Annotated in this window: 12 protein-coding genes; all 12 read left to right on the top strand. The window is 51.2% G+C overall.

The features are described from left to right. Positions 1–668: 668 nt before the first annotated feature. The 12 genes from LLG96_10445 to LLG96_10390 all read left to right on the top strand — a co-directional run bounded on the left by LLG96_10445 (position 669) and on the right by LLG96_10390 (position 19,245). The gene (locus LLG96_10445) at positions 669–3,128 is read left to right on the top strand and encodes a YfhO family protein (protein MCE5250624.1); all 2,460 of its coding nucleotides are present in this window, start codon (positions 669–671) and stop codon (positions 3,126–3,128) included. A 254-nt stretch (positions 3,129–3,382) separates the two neighbouring features. Beyond that, positions 3,383–6,451 (top strand): ATP-binding protein, encoded by a 3,069-nt coding sequence (locus LLG96_10440; protein ID MCE5250623.1) that lies wholly within the window; start codon positions 3,383–3,385, stop codon positions 6,449–6,451. 15 nt (positions 6,452–6,466) lie between these two features. Next, positions 6,467–7,444, top strand: a complete 978-nt coding sequence (locus tag LLG96_10435) for a mechanosensitive ion channel family protein (GenBank protein MCE5250622.1) — start codon at positions 6,467–6,469, stop codon at positions 7,442–7,444. A gap of 154 nt (positions 7,445–7,598) precedes the next feature. Then, complete coding sequence (locus LLG96_10430; GenBank protein MCE5250621.1) at positions 7,599–8,312, top strand: polyprenol monophosphomannose synthase; 714 nt, start codon at positions 7,599–7,601, stop codon at positions 8,310–8,312. Then, a complete protein-coding gene (locus LLG96_10425; protein MCE5250620.1) occupies positions 8,309–9,961 on the top strand; it encodes a glycosyltransferase in 1,653 nt (550 codons plus the stop codon). The genes LLG96_10430 and LLG96_10425 overlap by 4 nt, the downstream gene beginning before the upstream one ends. Further along, entirely contained in the window at positions 9,958–11,688 is a 1,731-nt protein-coding gene (locus LLG96_10420; GenBank protein ID MCE5250619.1) for a S41 family peptidase, read from the top strand. Before LLG96_10425 ends, LLG96_10420 begins: the two co-directional genes overlap by 4 nt. 200 nt (positions 11,689–11,888) lie before the next feature. Further along, positions 11,889–12,767 carry a sulfide/dihydroorotate dehydrogenase-like FAD/NAD-binding protein gene (locus LLG96_10415; GenBank protein ID MCE5250618.1) on the top strand — a complete coding sequence of 293 codons (879 nt, stop codon included), beginning with the start codon at positions 11,889–11,891 and terminating at the stop codon, positions 12,765–12,767. Further along, a complete protein-coding gene (gene gltA, locus LLG96_10410; protein ID MCE5250617.1) occupies positions 12,754–14,157 on the top strand; it encodes an NADPH-dependent glutamate synthase in 1,404 nt (467 codons plus the stop codon). Before LLG96_10415 ends, gltA begins: the two co-directional genes overlap by 14 nt. Next, positions 14,154–15,482, top strand: a complete 1,329-nt coding sequence (locus LLG96_10405; protein MCE5250616.1) for a bifunctional folylpolyglutamate synthase/dihydrofolate synthase — start codon at positions 14,154–14,156, stop codon at positions 15,480–15,482. Before gltA ends, LLG96_10405 begins: the two co-directional genes overlap by 4 nt. A 21-nt stretch (positions 15,483–15,503) precedes the next feature. After that, complete coding sequence (locus LLG96_10400; GenBank protein MCE5250615.1) at positions 15,504–17,603, top strand: T9SS type A sorting domain-containing protein; 2,100 nt, start codon at positions 15,504–15,506, stop codon at positions 17,601–17,603. A 206-nt stretch (positions 17,604–17,809) separates the two neighbouring features. Beyond that, on the top strand, positions 17,810–18,361 hold the full coding sequence (locus LLG96_10395) for a hypothetical protein (GenBank protein MCE5250614.1): 552 nt from the start codon (positions 17,810–17,812) through the stop codon (positions 18,359–18,361). Beyond that, positions 18,358–19,245: a glycosyltransferase family 9 protein gene (locus tag LLG96_10390; protein ID MCE5250613.1), complete on the top strand. Its 888-nt coding sequence runs from the start codon at positions 18,358–18,360 to the stop codon at positions 19,243–19,245. Before LLG96_10395 ends, LLG96_10390 begins: the two co-directional genes overlap by 4 nt. The last annotated feature ends 1 nt before the right edge of the window (position 19,246 follow it).

Raw genomic sequence — 19,246 nt, 5'->3', positions numbered from 1 at the left:
CAAGGAAAGGGCACCCCGTGAAAAGCCTTATTCCCCGTTCACTGCCCGTTTTTCGGGAATGTGTGAACTCACGAGCCTTCGGCTCGCTCGGACAACACCCATTCTTTTTCCGAAAACCGTTTGTGAACGCGGGGCTTTTCAACGGGGGTTAAAAAATCACAAGATCCAAAGGGTGTTATACTATTTATTACAATACAATTCATCCTAGATTTTTGAGGGGGCACCAGAGCATGATATAATAGGGATTATTTTCATTGGAGTAGTGGTTTTTGGGTACCCACGATGACACATATCATATTCTATTAAGTTCGATAATTACGTTCCTTTCCTTTGCGTGCCCAAAGGAAGTAACCAAGGAAAGGGCACCCCGTGAAAAGCCTTATTCCCCGTTCACTGCCCGTTTTTCGGGAATGTGTGAACTCACGAGCCTTCGGCTCGCTCGGACAACACCCATTCTTTTTCCGAAAACCGGTTGTGAACGCGGGGCTTTTCAACGGGGAGTACAGATCGGAAACGTTTTTTTCCACCGCCGGAATTCTATTCATATCTATAGATACTGGCTACAGCACACTATGTTGGAGTATTTTTTTGTAATTGAATAACTAATAATATATCATAATCATTTATTTATACAGAGATTAACTCTACCTGATAAAGGCTCCCATGTTATGGTAAAGAAAAAAAAACAGCACGAACCAAAGAGTAAAGACACTGCCCGATCGGAAAAAACCTCAGTAATTGACACCGTGATTTCCGGCCCGAGGGCGCATTGGGTATTTTTCGCCGTCTATCTGGCTGTCACGGTGATTCTCTTCCGTGTTTTCCTGTTCGGCGACGGCATGCTGTATGGTACCGATACCATTCCGGACGGCATCTACACCCGCCAGTTCTACAAGGATTACCATGCCGAGTACGGCGGAATACCGCGCTGGAATCCGCTCATTCTCGGAGGGATGCCCTTTATCGACGCCATGCACGGCGATACCTTCTATCCCGGCGCCTGGCTCAAGTTCTACATGCCGCTCACACGGGCGCTCGGGCACAAGCTCGTGTGGCATGTGCTCCTTGCCGGGATATTCATGTTCCTCTTCCTGAGGACACTCAACGTGCGCCGCGAGGCTGCTTTTCTCGGCGGAATCATGTATATGCTGGCGCCCTCGTTCGTGACGCTGCTGTATTCGGGGCATGACGCGAAGATGTATGTGATCGCCTTTCTTCCGCTCGCGCTCGCGCTTCTCGAAAGGGGCATGAACAGGCCGCGATTGCCGACCTTCACCGGGCTCGGCGCAGTGATGGGGCTGCTCATCCTCACATCGCACGTGCAGATGGCGTATTATTCATACTGGCTCATCGGACTCTATTTTCTGTTCAGGCTGTTTTTCAGCGGAGAGGAAAGCGGCTCGGGACGTGCTCTGAAAACGGGCCTTTTCGCGCTTGCCGTGATTGTGGCGTTGACCCTCGGCGCTGTCCAGCTCCTGCCGTCCTACAGGTTCACAACCACCGAGTCGGTGCGCGCCGGTGCCGAGCGTACCGGCTATGAATATGCCACCTCATGGTCGATGAATCCCGAAGAGGCGATGGGTCTGATAGTACCGTCATTCCCCGGATTCGAAGCAGGCATCGGAGACCGTTCGCGAAATACCTACTGGGGGAGAAACTTCTTCAAGCTGAACTCCGAATACGGCGGAATTCTTCCCGTCCTCTTCGCCCTGCTCGCGCTGCTCTGCTTCCGGACACGGAAGACGTGGTTTTTCCTGGGAACGGGTATTCTGTCGCTCATATATTCGCTCGGGGGGAATACACCGGTCTACCGGCTGTTCTATGCGTTTGTTCCGGGCATCAAGAATTTCCGGGCATCGGGCATGATGATTTTCATGTTCGGTTTTTCAGTGTGTGTCATGGCCGCGCTGTTCCTCGATGCGCTTTTCGAGCGGAAAACCTCGCTGAAGGAGAGCGACCACCGGCTCCTCTATGCTGTCGGCGGGATCATTGTCGCGGCAATTGTCGCCACTGTCGGAATGAACGGTCTCCTCGATCTCTGGCGGGCGGTACTCTATCATGGTGTGTCCGATCAGAAGCTCGATGCGCTCCAGGCCAACCTGCCCTATATCAGGAGCGATCTCTGGCGTATCGTGCTGTTCTCGGGAGCCGCGCTCGCGGGATTGTGGATGTTTCTGTCCCGGAAGATCGGGGTGACGGCGCTTGTTGTGCTCATCGCCCTCGTTGCCTTTGTCGACGGCGCGATCGTGGACAATGGATTTATCAAGGTCATCGATCCCGCGACTTTTCCGGGTATTGCTCCCGACCGGGTGGTCAGAGAGCTTCGGGATAAGATGAAAAACGAGCCTCCGTTCAGGGTTTTTGCGGGCCTTCTGACCCTGAGCCAGAGGCAGAGCCCCAATTACTATGCAGTCTTCGGGATCGAGTCCGCCGACGGTCATCACAACAACGAACTTCAGCGGTACGAGCTGTACGCCGGGAAGATTTTCAGAAATTACTTCCAGTACTGGCTCGATGATTACAATTTCAAACAGGAGGAGATTCCTAAAAACAACTTTCTCAGGGTCGCCGGCGTTAAATATATAGCCGTTCCGCTCCAGGATAACAATACCGTGCTCGTTGAAAATACCGCCGCGCTGCCCCGTGCGTTTATCGTGCATGACTGTGTTGTGGTTCCCGATGATACTCTCGCGGTTGAGCGTCTTCGTGATGCGGACTTCAATCCCGCCGTGAAAGCCATTATCAACGAAGAGTGCGGGATCGGGCTGCCCGGCGCAGGCGCAGGAACAGGCGAAACGGTCTCGCGGGCGGAAGATGTCGCGTATACCCGTGACGGTATCCGAATGAAAGCGAATTGCGCGGCTCCGGGGCTTCTCGTGGTGTCCGAGAATTTTGTTCCCTACTGGCACGCCTCTGTCGATGGCACTCCCGCTCGAATTCACCGGGCTTACGGGACATTCATGGCTGTTGAATGCCCGGCCGGGAGCCATGAGGTTGTCTTTTCCTACCGGTCGACACCCTATGAGTCGGGGAAAAAAATGACCCTTGCTTCGCTTCTTTTTGTTGTCGGTGTCATGGCTATCACAGGTGTAGCACAGGCAATGAGACGGATGAAGAGAGGCGGGTGAAAACGATACTTGTTCACAGCTCCCTGAGAGGGCGTTATAAAAGATTTTACGGGCCGGCCTCCAGATCATTAATCGGGGATTAACTCACCCCCTGATCCCCCTCTATGCGATAGAGAGGGGGAATCGGGCGCTCCCGATAGTTTACCATCTCCCTCACTACAGGGTAGAGAGGGAGACTGAGAGGGTGAGTCAGGGTTAGGGGAAGTGTTTTAACAAGATTTATAGTTCCCAAATTGTAAATTGAGAAATGCGCTATGGAAACCATGGTAATTATCGAAAAGATTCTCCCGATTGCCGAGACAGCCATACGGCAATCGAGTGAACTGATTACACGGTTTCATCGTCGGCTGCTGACGGGTTATCTGGCGATTACGGAAGCAGTATATGATCGTCTGGTCGAGAAAACCGAGGATAGAAATTATATTTCTTTTTCCAGGCGGGAATACGAATCTCTGCTGGAAAACATGCTTGTCTGGATTGACTCGATCGGAGATCTTCTCGGGGATTTCACCGATGAAAAACTATGGGGTGACTGGGAAAAGCGATTCTACGAGTTTCTGTCGGAATACCCGGAACATGTAACCATTATTATTACAGACGACTTCTGGCTCCCGAAAGAAGGAGACACCACTTATATACTGCTGGGTAAACGGTACAAACGGTTTCTGATATGGTGTGGACGGGCAGGTGTCAGCATGCGAAACACCATCGGAAAAGTGCTCGGTAAAAACCCCCGCGAGCCTTTGATCCCGAGACGGAGTTTCAATCTCCACAATTTTTTGAGATACCGGCTCGAAATCCCGATTTCGCACGCTATCACGGATGAATGGCAGCACCGGTATAACCAGATTGCCACGCAACTTGCCCGAATCCATGATTCAGGTGAATCGGTAAAAAACAGTTTCCTTCAGGTGAAAGATTTTCAAACGTTGTGCGCGGACAGTGACAAGGACGAAAACAGCGCTCGATTGCAGCAGTTCCACAACCACATACTGCTTGTCAAATCCATGGTTGAAGAAATCGATGTATACGAGGGGGGTACAGGCGAACGCCAATCGGACAGCCTTGCTCGAATCGTCCGGGAATTCGGTGACAAATGGGGCAAAGCCGGGACATTTGCTTTGCCTGATATTGATTTTGATCTTAAAAAATTCCAGCAGCGCAGGAATATGAGAGGGGAAGAAATCGCAGAAACCGGGAGGGCATGGAAACATCATTTCGATGCGGAAAAAGATGAATGGCTCAAGGACATCGAATTATCTCTTTTCCAGGTGAAAGCGGTCATCACCTGCAGCGAAACCAATTCCCTCGTGGAGAAAAGCGTTACTGAAAACATCCTTCCCCGCCTCAAAGAGATCGATCTGAGTACAGCCGATTCCCTCGAAAAATTCAATCTGGCGGTTGATAGTGAAAAATCCGTTCTCGGTGAAAAAATAGTATCCGAAAGTAAAACCCTTATCCGCCAGTTGCGCGAGGAGAGGATACCCGCTCTCGTCGATTCGATTAACAAAGCCGGTATCGATGCAGTGTTTCAAGACTATATCGACCAGATCCGTAAATTACAGGATTTGATCGCCGATACCCACATACTCCTCCTCCGCCGTGACCTTGAGAATATGCCCCCCGTATCCGATACCGATGAAGTACCCATAAAAAACCTGGTTCGTGAAGAAATCATTGTTCCGCTGGTCGGGAATCATCAGGTTTTTTCCGTCCGGATTCACGATCGTCTTGAACGCCTCATTAACACCGTTTCCGGAATCGATCAGATAGTCGAATTCAATCTCAGTTCCGCTCTCACGCTCCTCAATGAAGGCGCTGCAGAGGAAACCTCTGAAAATGCCCGCGGACTCGTGATCGAAGGGCTGGAACGGACACGGCTGCAGCTTGTGGATTTTGAAAAGTCTTTTATTGAATTATCCGGTGATATCCGTAAAGACCTCATGGAAATGACCCTCGATCTGAACAACAAGATTCAGGAACTGGAAGACAGCACCAGGATATTCGATCTGAAAATACGTCTTGCTCGTGCAAAAACCCGTGAAAATGTGCGGCATCTGTCGAAAACCGCATGGAAAAGAGCAGAATCGTCCGTTCGGCAAGCGATTCCATATGTCATGAGATATGTGCGGAAAATCCGGACGAGCTATTTCCGGTTGAGAAAAATGACCGGATTGACAGTACCTGCGATCAGCATCGATGAAAAACTTGCCCGCTACCTTACCGAATCACGTCAGAAAATATCCCAGCTTCCCTATGTCTATCAGCGTCTTTTCAGCCTGGCGCCGCTGCTGGACAGCCGTTTTTTCGCGGCGCGTGATGACGAAATGGCTCTTATCAGGAGCGATTTTGCCCTGTGGAGGGATGGGAAAAGCACATCGATGGCGGTGGTTGGCGAGGGCGGCAGCGGAAAAACCACCCTCCTGAATTTTGCCGAATCCGATATTTTCATCGGTATTCCTCTTGTTAAAATCAATCTGACTCAAACCATATACCGGGAAGCCGATCTGCTCGATACTCTGAAATCCGCCTTTAACGCCCCGGATGTTCAAACCATGGAAGAGCTGGAATCGCAGCTTGTGAAAAACAATTCACAATTGATATGTGTCATGGAAAATGTTCATCAGCTGTTTCTGAGAACGGTTGAAGGATTCGATGCAATCGAGCGGTTTCTTCTGTTTGTTTCCGTAACGCAGAGCACCATATTCTGGGTGGTCACGTTTTCCATGTACGGATGGCAGTATCTCGAAAAGGTGTTGAATATATCCAAGTATTTCAGCCGTGTTCTCGTGCTCGGCGTCCAGACAAAAGAAGAAATGACCGCAATAATTGTAAAACGTCACCAGCTGAGCGGATATAAATTAGTGTATGAACCTCCCGAAGCGGTTCAGCAGTCACGTAAATTCCGGAAGCTTGCCACCGAAGAGGAACGTCAGGCATATCTCGAGGATCAGCTTTTCAGACAGCTCACCGAGATGTCCGCTGGTAATATCCGGACAGCCATACTTTTCTGGCTTATGGCAATAAAAGAAGTGACGAAGGACAGGTTCGTGCTTTCACCGAGCATCGAATTCGAGCATACCTTCATCTACCAGCTTCCCTCGGTTGAGCTTTTTACCCTTGCGGCTGTCATACAGCATGAAATCATCAATACTCATGAGCATTCAGTGGTTTTTCACCAGGACATCAAAGATAGTCTGATGATTCTGAACAGAATGTTCAACAGGAGTCTGTTACAGAAAAACCAGGACGGTTATTATTTTATTCATCCCTTTATGTACCGTCCTGTTGTTAAGGCATTAAAGTCGAAAAATATGCTTTGATAAGGAGCCTTCCCGATGCGTACATATCGTATGTTTATGTGTCTGGTGCTGCTGACGGCGCTTCCTGTCATTCATGGCCGGCATGTAACAGCCCAGACTGTTCAGGATTCAGTCTCGGCGGCTCAGGATACCGTCACGCAGAAGACAGGCGACACTATCCGGGATACAATCGAACAAACCAGACCGAAAATTGCATGGAGCGTCAACGTTGCCAAGATTCTATGGTCGGTAATCATATTTTTCATTGCTCTCATAGCTCTTAAATATGTAACCATTGTGCTGGAAGCTTTTGCGGAACACCGGACGAACCTGCGATTGCTGATAAAACGGGTGATACCCATTATTCGTATAATCGGGTGGACTTTTGTTATTTATGTTATTATTTTTGAGATATTTGCTCCACCGATTGAAACCCTTGTCGCTGTGACTGCATCCGCCGGAATAGCGATCGGTTTTGCGTCGCAGGATATACTCAAGAATATTTTCGGCGGGATCACGATACTTCTGGACAGACCGTTTCAGGTCGGGGACAAAATCCAGGTCGGCGAGCATTATGGCGAAGTAGTCCAGATAGGGATGAGAAGTGTTCGCGTTGTAACGCCCGATGATTCGCTTGTTACGATCCCCAACAGCAATATTGTCAACCAGTCGGTTTCAAATGCCAATTCGGGAGAATTCAACTGTCAGGTGGTGTCGGAATTTTATCTTCCTCCCGGAATCGACCTGGTGAAACTGAAAAAAATTGCGTACCGGGCGGCGGCTGTCTCGCAGTATGTGTACCTGAACAAACCCATCGTCATCATCATTAAAAACGAGGTTTATCAGGGAAGGTCGCTCCTGAAAGTACGGCTGAAAGCATATGTACTCGATCTCCGGTATGAGTTTCCCTTTGCGAGCGAGATGACGGAAATTGTCATGAGCGAGTTATTGAAACAGAAGCTGGTAACCGTATCGGACCTCGCTTTCGGAGGGTGCTACAACGTTTCAGCATGAGGGCAACAAGGGTGGGTCAGGGTACAGGACTTATTGTGTCGAAAAACTTGCGGTTGGTGACTCAAAAAAATAAAGAGATACTGTATCTGAATACTCTTTTTAATCTTTCATTGTGACCTCCATGGTCATGGAGATTATTCATTAAAGGGACATCATGAAAGCGCTGATCATTATTCCGACATACAATGAAAAAGAAAACATATCGGAGATTACCAGGGCTGTCCTCGATATGCCGTACGATTTCGAAGTGCTTGTGGTCGATGACAATTCTCCGGACGGCACCGGCGGGATAGCCGACAGGCTCGCGGAGGAGAACGGGCGGATCCATGTGCTCCACCGCGCGGTCAAACAGGGGCTTGGTCCGGCATATATAGCTGGTTTCAGGTGGGGGCTTGACCACGGATATGCCCTTTTATTCGAAATGGATGCGGATTTTTCCCACAGGCCCGAATATCTCCATGATTTCATGAAAGCGATCGAGGATGCCGATCTCGTGCTCGGTTCACGGTATATTTCGGGAGTCAATGTTGTGAACTGGCCGCTCACACGGCTTCTGATTTCCTATTTTGCCAACCGTTATTCGATGCTTGTCACCGGAATGCCGGTCCGTGATGCGACCGGGGGGTTCAAGTGTTACCGCCGGGAGGTTCTCGAATCAATAGACCTCGACAAGGTCAGGAGCACGGGATACGCATTCCAGATCGAGATGTCAATGCGCGCCATGGTACGGGGATTCAGAATCAGGGAAATCCCGATCATATTTTATGACCGTACGAAGGGCAGCTCGAAAATGTCTTTCGGCATTGCCCGTGAGGCGGCTTTCATGGTATGGAAACTCAGATTCCTGAAATTGATGGGTAAACTATGATCGACCTCTCCGTGATTATTGTGAGCTACAATGTTTCGTCCTATCTCGATCAGGCGCTTATCACGCTCGAGGATTCGACAAAGGGTGTGCAGTATGAAGTTTTTGTGGTAGACAATGCATCCTCGGACGACAGCGTTGCCATGGTGAGGAAGAAGCACCCGAAGGCGAAACTCATTGTGAACACGGATAATGCCGGGTTTGCAAAAGCAAATAATCAGGCGCTGAAGCAGGCCGCCGGGCGTTATGTTCTTCTGTTGAATCCCGATACGGTGCTCGGGCATGATACCATAACGACCATGATCGATTTTCTCGATAGCCATCCCGATGCGGGAGCCGCAGGCTGCAAAGTGATCAACCCCGATGGCTCGCTCCAGCTTGCCTGCAGGAGAGGATTCCCGACGCCCGGCGTCGCATTCTTCAAGATGGTGGGACTTTCCACGATTTTCCCCAAATCAAAGACATTCGGGGCATACAATCTGACCTATCTCGATCCCGACACACTCTCCGAGGTCGATGCGCTTTCGGGATCGTTCATGATGATGCGAAAAGAGACGCTCGACAAAGTCGGTTACCTCGATGAGGATTTCTTCATGTACGGAGAGGACCTCGATATCTGCTACCGTATCAAAAAAGCCGGCTGGAAAATATATTATGTGCCCTGGACGGAGATCATTCATTTCAAGGGCGAAAGCACCAAAACGGTGCCGACCCTTAAGAGTATCCATGTGTTTTATAATGCCATGATGATATTTGTCGGCAAGCACTATTCGAACCGGCCGGGAATCGTTTTCCCCCGGTGGCTGCTCATTGCCGGGATTTATTCGGGAATGGCATGGATGTATATCATGAATCTCCTGAAAAATACCCGTCAGCCGTTCACCGACTTGCTTCTTCTCAATATTTCCCTTATACTTGGTTTAGTCATGCGGTTCGGCATTTCGTTCGAAGATGCTCCGGATTATTCGAATCTTCAGTGGCTGAGCATTTTTCTTGTATACTCGGTCCTGTATATGACGACATTCTATTTTGTCGGTTTGTACCACCGGTACCGTTTCAGTTCCGAACGTGCTCTTTCCGGAGTATTTATAGGGTTTCTGTTCAATATTTTTATTGTAAATTTTATTAACCAATACAATTTTTCCCGTATCGCATCGTTTTACTGCTGGGGTTTCAATTCGATATTCATTTCCGGCTGGCGTTTTTTGCGTGAAGAATACTATCAGCGGGAACCGGGAATAGGGTATCGACGTGTATTAGTAGTCGGAGCTGTTGCCGACGCTGTGAAACTCAGGACATTTTTCAAAAGCGGGAAGTTTGCGTCGTACGATGTTGTGGGATGTGTGGAAACGACTCCCGGTGCAATACGAGGCCGTGAGGTCGATGGTCTCCATGTATTGGGGCTCGTAAGCGAGCTCTGTGAAATTCTGAAACAATATGCGGTGGATACTGTGATTATGGCGGGTTCCAGCCTGCCCTATTCAAAGATATTGAGTATATGCAGCAGATTCGGTACGTTGAAACGGCCTGAATTCAAGTTTGTTCCCGAACTGCCCGATGAAAATATCACGGGAGATGCGGGAACGGCGATTACCATGATAGATATTCTCCCCGGCGGGATGTACAGCAATAAAAGGAGCTCCAGACAATGAAAAAACCGTTTTACGGAATTGCAGGAATACTCGCACTGATCCTTCTGACAAGTTTCCCCATCCAGGCATTTTGCGAAGAAGAGTACGAAGAGCTCGATATTTTTCAGCTCGAAACACTTATTCTGGACAGGGTTCGCAGGGCATATGTCGACTCGATAAGCGGAACCGAGCTGCTTCAGGGCGCTGTTGACGGGATGATAAAAAAACTCGATCCGCACTCGAGTTATATGCCCCGTTCCACAGCCGATGATTTCAGCGAAAAAATCAGAGGAGATTTCGAGGGAGTCGGAATAACCTTTGCCATACTGGATAACAAGATTACGGTGATCGAGGTTGTCGAGGGGGGACCTTCCGAGATGGCCGGACTGCTGTCCCGTGACAAGATTGTCAAGATCGACAATAAAAGCGTCCTTGGGATAAAAGAGGACAAGGTGAAAGATCTGCTCCGCGGCCCGAGCGGCTCCACGGTGACTGTGCATGTCGAGCGGCCCGGAGAGGATAAGCTCCTCAAATTCACGATCACCCGTGACAAGGTCAATATTAACAGCGTTACGCATGCATATATGATCGATGATAAAACGGGCTACATTTCACTGACCCGGTTTACCATAAAGACACAGGATGACGTGGCAAAAGCTCTGGACAAATTAAAAGCTATGGGGATGCAGCGACTCGTCCTCGATCTCCGTAATAATTCGGGGGGATCGCTCGAAGCCGCCGTAAGCGTGGTGAATTTTTTCATCAACAGGGGGACCGTGGTCTATACAAAAGGGAGACGCGATTCCGATAACAACACATGGAACGCTTCCCCGTCCGAAAAATATACGAGCTATACCACCATACCGCTGATTGTCATGATCAACCATTATTCGGCATCGGCATCGGAGATTGTCGCCGGAGCGCTTCAGGATCATGACCGTGCGCTCATCGTCGGGCAGACATCATTCGGCAAAGGGCTCGTCATGAATCCGTTTCCACTCGTGACGAGGCTCAACAAGAAAAACTTCGGGACGCTTATGCTGTCCGTCGCCCACTATTATACTCCATCGGGCCGTCTCATACAGCGGCCGTACGATAACGGCAGGGACGACTATATCAAGGAAGGATTCGACGATGTCGATCCCAATGCCGCCGATTCCTCGAAGGTCGGTAAACCGGTTTACTACACCGATCTCGGCCGTAATGTGTACGGCGGAGGGGGGATAACGCCCGACCGGGTGATCGAAATACCGCCGAAGCTCAATGAATACGAATCAGCACTGCGGGGGACTCATATTTTCTTCGAGTTCGCCAATGACTACCTGATCCGTCACAACGACATTCCTGTCTATTTTGAGGATTTTCTTCTTCAATACCGTATTCCCGAGAATGAATTCGAGCGTTTCAAGAAATATGCCATCGACAGGAATATAACCTCGGGAGATACGATACCGTTCAATACCGATCTCGAGAAATTCCTGCAGAAGTATGAAATCCCCGAAGATATGATTGACGGAATGATCAAGAATATCAAGGAGTCGGGACACTCCGTATCACTGACGCTGTTCGAGGAGAGCAGGCATTTTATCGAGCGCGAGATAAAGCAGGAAATCGCCCGTATAAAGTGGGGTTCCGAAGCCCGTTACCGGATATGGCATACCGACGATACCGAATTGATCAACACCCTGACGTTTTTCGACGAGGCGAGTGAGCTCCTGGCGAAACGGTTGGCAATAGGAAATCTGTAAAATCCCGCATTTTTTCTGAGAATATCGAAGAGTCCCGGGCTATGGTTTGTCCGGGACTTTTCTGTTTTTGGCTGCAATTTCCGATGCTGAAAACAGTGTTCATAAAATCTGTATTATCCTTGTATTTTTATTTCGTTTTATGTATCTTTAACCACAGTAAATCAGCTTATTTTAACATATAAAACGAGGTTCATGGAACGATGTTTCAGATTCTGGAGAAAAAAATCATTGCTCCCGGAGTAACACAGGCGGTTCTGCTCGCTCCTGAAATTGCGAGGTCCCGTAAAGCGGGACAGTTTGTTATTCTGCGATTCTATGAGAAGGGGGAGCGTATTCCCCTGACCATAGCCGATGCCGACCCGGAAAAAGGAACGATCACCATCATTTCTCAGCGAACCGGGAAATCCACGGCGTATTTCGAAGAGATGCCCATCTCGGAAGGGATACTCGATGTGGTCGGGCCGCTTGGCCATCCCACACACATCGAGCGTTACGGCCATGTGGTTTGTGTCGGCGGAGGAATCGGCATAGCTCCGATTCACCCTATTGCCCAGGCGTTCAGGGCAGCCGGAAACCGTGTGACCTCGATCCTCGGCGGAAGGACCAGAGATTTGGTCATACTCGAGGACTGGATGCGCAGGGCGTCCGATGAAGTCTATATAGCGACCGATGATGGTTCATACGGCCAGAAGGGCTTTGTTACTGATGTTTTGAAGGAACGGGCCGAAAAAGGCGATCACTTCGATTTTGCCGTGGCAATCGGCCCTGTACCCATGATGAAAGCGGTCTCAGGATTGACCAAAACGATGGGAATCACCACGATAGTCAGCCTCAACGCGATCATGGTCGACGGCACCGGCATGTGCGGCGCGTGCAGAATCACGGTCGGAGGGGAGACGAAGTTCGTGTGTGTGGACGGCCCCGAGTTTGACGGTCACAAGGTCGATTTTGTCCAGTTGATGCACCGCCTCAACATGTTCAAGGATCAGGAGCGTGAGGCGACTGCGGCGGCGCAGCCCGTTAAAGAAGACGAGAATCCGAATTGTATAAAAAAGAGAGCGTTCGATGGCAAAGAATAGCATGAGTATACCCCGTCAGCCGATGCCCGAACAGGCGCCGGAACAACGGGTCAGGAACTTTCGGGAAGTACCGAATGGGTACGATGCCGAAACAGCGATGCTGGAAGCGGAACGGTGCCTCCAGTGCAAGGCACGGCCATGCGTGGCGGGATGTCCGGTCGGTGTCGATATTCCGGGATTTATAAAACTCATCAAAGAGGGGAAATTCATCGAGGCCGCCTGGAAACTCAAGGAAACGAATTCCCTTCCGGCAATATGTGGAAGAGTCTGTCCCCAGGAGGAACAGTGCGAGGTACTGTGTGTCCGGGGTAAAAAGGGCGAACCGGTTGCCATCGGAAGGCTCGAACGGTTTGCCGCCGACTACGAACGCGCCCACGGCGATATGGTTGTGCCTCAGATCGCGCCGCCGACCGGCAGGAAGATAGCGATCATAGGCTCGGGACCCTCGGGACTGACAGCCGCAGGTGATCTGGCGAAACTGGGGCATGAGGTGACCATTTTCGAGGCCCTTCACAAGCCCGGCGGTGTACTTGTGTACGGGATACCGGAGTTCAGGCTGCCCAAGGTGATCGTGCAGGCGGAAATATCATACCTTGAAAAACTCGGCGTAAAAATCAGGGTGAATGCTGTTATCGGCCGCATACAGACCATCGACGGCCTGCTCGATGAAGGGTACGATTCGGTATATGTTGCCACAGGAGCGGGCGCGCCGGTGTTTTTAGGCATACCCGGTGAAAATCTCGGCGGTATTTTCAGCGCGAACGAGTATCTGACCCGTTCAAATCTCATGAAAGGTTACCTCTATCCCGAATACGATACCCCCATGCCGAAAAGCAGGCGCGTGGCAGTATTCGGCGGCGGAAATGTGGCGATGGATTCAGCGCGTACCGCCCTGAGACTCGGTCCCGAAAAGGTGATGGTTCTCTATCGCCGGAGCAAAGACGAGATGCCGGCAAGAGCCGAAGAAGTACATCATGCCGGCCAGGAAGGGATCGAGTTCATGTTTCTCACTGCTCCGATTGAATTTATCGGTGATGACCGCAGCATGGTGCAGGCGGTGCGGTGTCTGAAAATGGAACTCGGCGAGCCCGATGCTTCGGGCAGGCGGAGACCGGTTCCCATTCCCGGATCGGAATTCGATGTGGAAATCGATACAGCCATCGTTGCTATCGGAAATCTGCCGAATCCCCTTGTTCCGAGGACGACACCCGATCTGCCGATTAACAAGTGGGGCAATATTATCGCAGATGAGACCGGCAAGACCGGCAAGGAACGGGTATATGCCGGAGGAGATATCGTTACCGGGGCCGCCACGGTTATTCAGGCGATGGGCGCGGGCAGGCGGGCCGCGCAAAGTATCCATGAACGTGTTATGAAAGCACGCTCATGAGCCAGGTATCGACATACGAGGAGGCGCTCCGGTTTCTCTACAGCTTTATAGACTATGAACGTCACGCCGGGTGGAAGTACGATACTGTCCATTTCAATCTCGACCGGTACCGAGATTATCTCCATGCCCTGGGTAGTCCCCATGAACATGGCCGGTACGTTCATGTCGCCGGTACGAACGGTAAGGGTTCGGTCTGTGCAATGATAGACTCTGTACTTCGTGAGGCCGGTTTGAAGACCGGCCTGTACACTTCGCCTCATCTTATCACTTTCCGGGAACGAATTCGTCAGAACGGCGTCTGTATATCATGTGAAGAGGTTGTCAAATCGGTAAACCGGATTAAGGAGATAACCGGGCGATTCGAAAGCCTGACTTTTTTTGAAGTCTGGACAGCGCTCGCCTTCGATTATTTTGCCCGGAACGACCTCGATGTTACGGTTCTGGAAGTCGGGATGGGCGGGCGGCTCGATTCCACGAATGTTATCGAGCCGGATGTTTCGGTCATAACTTCGATCTCGATGGATCACCGAGGCAAGCTCGGTGATACGCCCGAGCAGATCGCCCGTGAGAAAGCGGGCATCATCAAGCCCGGTATACCGGTAATCAGCGCCCCGCAGGACGGAGCAGTACTCGGTGTCCTCGAGTCGAAGGCTCGTGAGGCGGGAGCACAGCTTGTCATTATCGGGCGTGATGTCCAGTACGATATTGCAAGCGGTGGCATAAACTACAGCGGAACCCGGTGGACACTGGACAACGTTCACATTCAGCTTAACGGCGCGATGCAGTATGAGAATACCGCAGTCTCTCTCGCCGCGCTCGAGGTTCTATCACAGCGGGGGTATCCCGTAAACGAGGATACGGCACGTGAGGGCATCAGGCATGTCAAGTGGCCCGGAAGGCTCCAGCATGTGACTGAGAATCCGATAGTTGTTGTTGACGGCGCGTGTAATACCGGCGCCATGAAAATGGTTCATGAATATATATCGTCTCTTGCCCGGCGGGAGCGTGTCGTTGCCCTTGTCGGCATGTGCCGTGACAAGGATGTCCGTGATGTGCTCGAAATACTCGGAAAGACGGCATCACGGTTTGTGCTGACACAGGTTAATAATCCACGCGCCATGGATGCGGATGAACTTGCCGGGCATTCGCCGGGCACCGTGACGAAGTTTGTGGAGAAAAATCCCACCGGCGCGCTGGATCGGGCGATCGAACTTGCCGGGGAAAACGGGCTTGTCATTGCGACCGGTTCGCTCTATCTTGTGGGAGAAATACTCAGGCGTTACAGTATCGAAGAATTTGACGATGTTGTCAGTGCAGCATCATGAGAGGATTAAAGAGGTGATTGTATGATTCGGAGAACAATAATTGCGGCGTTTGTCATAATGATTGCCGCATATATCCCCGCTTCCGCGGGTGAAATCTGGAATACATGGTCGAACGGTAACTATATCCTCGATATCGTTCCGGATGGCGAAGCGCTCTGGTGTGGGACACCGGGAGGGCTTGTACTGTGGGATACGCATAATGACACTTCGCAGAAATACATGGCGAAGGACGGCCTTGCCGGTAATACCGTGAATACGCTCAGCCGTGACAAAAATGGCCTGATGTGGATAGGAACAAACAGCGGAGTATCTGTTTTCAGCGGCTTCAAATGGTCGACGTTCACGGAAAAAGACGGTCTGGCGAACAATACCGTTCTGTCAAGCGCCATCGACCTTCAGGGCATCAAGTGGTTTGGTACGACGGACGGCGTATCGAGCTGCAACGGTGTTTTCTGGAACACATACAGGCGTGAAAACGGTCTTGCCAATAATATGGTCGTTGACATCGCCGTTGACAGAAACGGAGTCAAGTGGTTTGCGACCCTGGCCGGTGTATCGAGCTATGACGGGAAGAGCTGGAAAACCTATACGTCCAGGGACGGGCTGATTTCAAACACTGTCGTGGCTGTTTCCGTCGATCCTGACAATACCATGTGGTTCGGCACGGAGGTCGGCGTGTCGAGCTTCGACGGTTCTTCATGGACAGGCTATACACGGCGTGATGGCCTGTTATCGGAAAATGTTCAGTCGATTGCCGCTGGCGCCGACGGCAGGATATGGGTAGGCACCGATCTCGGTGTTTCGGTCTATGACGGAAAAGAGTGGAAGAGCTATACCGAGGCGGACGGTCTTGCTGCTGGCGCTGTGACATCCATTGTTACATCGGGTGATGTGGTGTATTTCGGCACATACGGCGGCGGGATTACCCGCTATGACGGTGTGAAATGGTCCGTTTTCGCGTTCGATAACGATCCTGCGGGCAATACGGTGTATGCCGTGGCGTGTGATCAGGACGGGATGCCGTGGATCGGCACATCCGCGGGAGTCTCCGCTTTTGACGGGATAGGCTGGAATACCTTTACGACGGCTGACAGTCTTGCTGGCAACGATGTACGTGGTACGGTGGTCGACAGGGACGGTGTAATCTGGTTCGCCACATTCGGTAAAGGTGTGTCGAGCTTCGACGGGTCGGAATGGAGAACCTACACAGTGAAGGATGGACTTGCGTGCGACGAGGTAAGGGCTGTCGCCGTTGACCGTGACAATGTGAAATGGTTCGCCACGAACGGAGGGGGAGTATCGAGCTTCGACGGCGTCGAGTGGCAGACGTACACAGAGCGCGACGGGCTTGCGAACAATAATGTCGAAGCTGTGGCGGTGGACAGGGACAATGTGAAATGGTTCGGCACGTACGGCGGAGCCGCGAGTTTCGACGGTACGAGATGGAAACAGTACTGGAGTGAAAACCTGCTCGCTTCGAGGCCGGTCAGGGCTATCGGTATCGGTCGTGACAATGTGAAATGGTTCGGGACATATAACGGTGTCGCGAGATACGACGGCAAGACATGGAAGACCTATACCATGCAAAACGGACTTCCTGTCAACGATACACGGGCGATTGCCGTTGATATCGACGGCAGGATATGGTTCGGTACCATGAACGGTATCGCTGTTTCAAACGGCTGGTCGATTTCTCAGTATCCGGCCGGAAAGAACCTCGGCAGCATGAGGGTGCTGTCCATCGCTGTCGATAAAAACGGCGTGAAATGGTTTGGCACAACGGGCGGTGTGACCCGCCTGTCTACGGGTGACGATCAGGGAAGCACTCAGAAATCATCGGTAACGGCGCCGAAAATTCTCGGTAATTACCCGAATCCGTTCAATCCCGTTACCCAGATAGAGTTCACTCTTCCCGGGGACGGATACACGAAGGTGGTTATCTATAATATCGCCGGGCAGGTCGTACAGACGCTCCTTGCCGATACGATGACGGCGGGTGTTCATACCGTTTTGTGGAACGGGGCCGACTCCGAGGGAAGGGCAGTCTCTTCCGGCATGTATCTTGTGAATCTGACATGGAAAAATACTGTGGTCAATCGCAAGCTGCTCCTGATGCGGTAGGGGAGAAGCTGCCGGGCGAAAAAAGAAGATGTCCGAAGGACAGGGGTATCAAGTGAATCAACAGGTTACGAAGATCCCCCCTGTAGTCCCCCCTTATCGAAAGGGGGACAGGAAACGTGCATATATTCTACGCATGTTTACTCAATGATGTCACTGTATAATCACCAGACCAATAATACTCCATACAAACCCCGGGGGACGCAGAAATGTTTAGGGACAGGACTGTTGTGGTTGCTGTTACTGCAGGAATTGCGGCCTATAAAAGTGCCATGCTGGTTCGTGAATTGAAGTCTGCAAACGCCGAAGTCCTTGTGATCATGACCGAAAGCGCGACGCAATTCATCTCGGCTCTGACACTTGAAACGCTTTCTCAAAATCCCGTTGCCGTACACATGTTCGACCGTGAAAACAAGTGGGACCTCGAGCATATTGCCCTTGCCGACAGGGCGGACATACTTATCATCGCTCCCGCCACGGCGAATATCATCGGGAAAGCCGCCCACGGAATCGCCGATGACCTTGTAAGCACGACGGTTCTGACCATGATGTCCACCGTACCGGTTCTTATGGCCCCGGCGATGAACGACCGGATGTGGGAAAATCCCATGGTTAAAAACAATGTGGAGATTTTGGAAAAGGTCGGCGTCCGGTTTATCGGGCCGGAAGAAGGCAAGCTTGCCGACGGCCGTACCGGAATGGGCCGCATGGCTAAAATCGAAGATATTCTCGAAACCGCCCTCGAACTTATCCGGAGATGAATATTCTCCTTGTCCGAACCGGCGGGCTTGGCGACTGTATCCTGACCCTTCCGGTCGCGGCATGTCTCAGGCAGTTGAATCCCGATTCGAATCTCCGTGTGCTCGGAAATGCGACCATGCTCGCAGTCGCCCGTTTGTCCGGCATGTTCGACGGTTTTTTTCATGTCGATACGGCGGATTATTCCGGGATTTTCTCTGAAAACGAACCATCCCCCTTTCTCCGCTCCTTTTTTTCTGACTATGATGAGGTATTTTTTTTTACTGCGGGCGACAGTAAGCGCCTGAAAAAGAGAGTACTATCCGCCGGCGCAGGACGATGTTTCATTCGTGACCCGAATCCGCCGAAGGCCTGGCGCGACCATATTACCGTGCATCTGGCAGGCATCATAAGGCGGAACAGAAATCATCGGAAAACGGTGTGCGATTCCATACCGTCCGGACAGAAAAATTCCGTGAGCCAAAGAAAAGGGCTGGTTATACACCCCGGAAGCGGCGGAATGACAAAGAACTGGCCGATAGAGCGTTTTATAAGCGTAGCGGAAACGTGGAGAGACGAAACGACTTTCGTTCTCGGTCCTGCGGAGATTGAGCGCGGATTCGAACGTATGATGGGGGAACGGTTCGGGATTGTGAAGCCGGAAACGATTGAAAGTCTGTGTCGAGTATTATCCGGCGCATCGCTTTATCTGGGTAATGATTCGGGCGTGAGTCACTGCGCCGTCTTCTGCGGAACGGCGAGTGTGGTTCTATTCGGACCGACGGACCCGGCGATATGGAAACCGCCCGGCCACGGTGTTTCGGTTGTTTCGTCCCGTGATAAAACCATGGAAGGACTCGGGGTGCCAGAAGTTCTGGGAGCGCTCGATGAGGCGCAGCGCCTATGAC

It is taken from the genome of bacterium, assembly GCA_021372535.1.
Classification (GTDB): domain Bacteria; phylum Latescibacterota; class Latescibacteria; order Latescibacterales; family Latescibacteraceae; genus JAFGMP01.
This window is presented reverse-complemented; position numbering and strand designations above follow the sequence as displayed.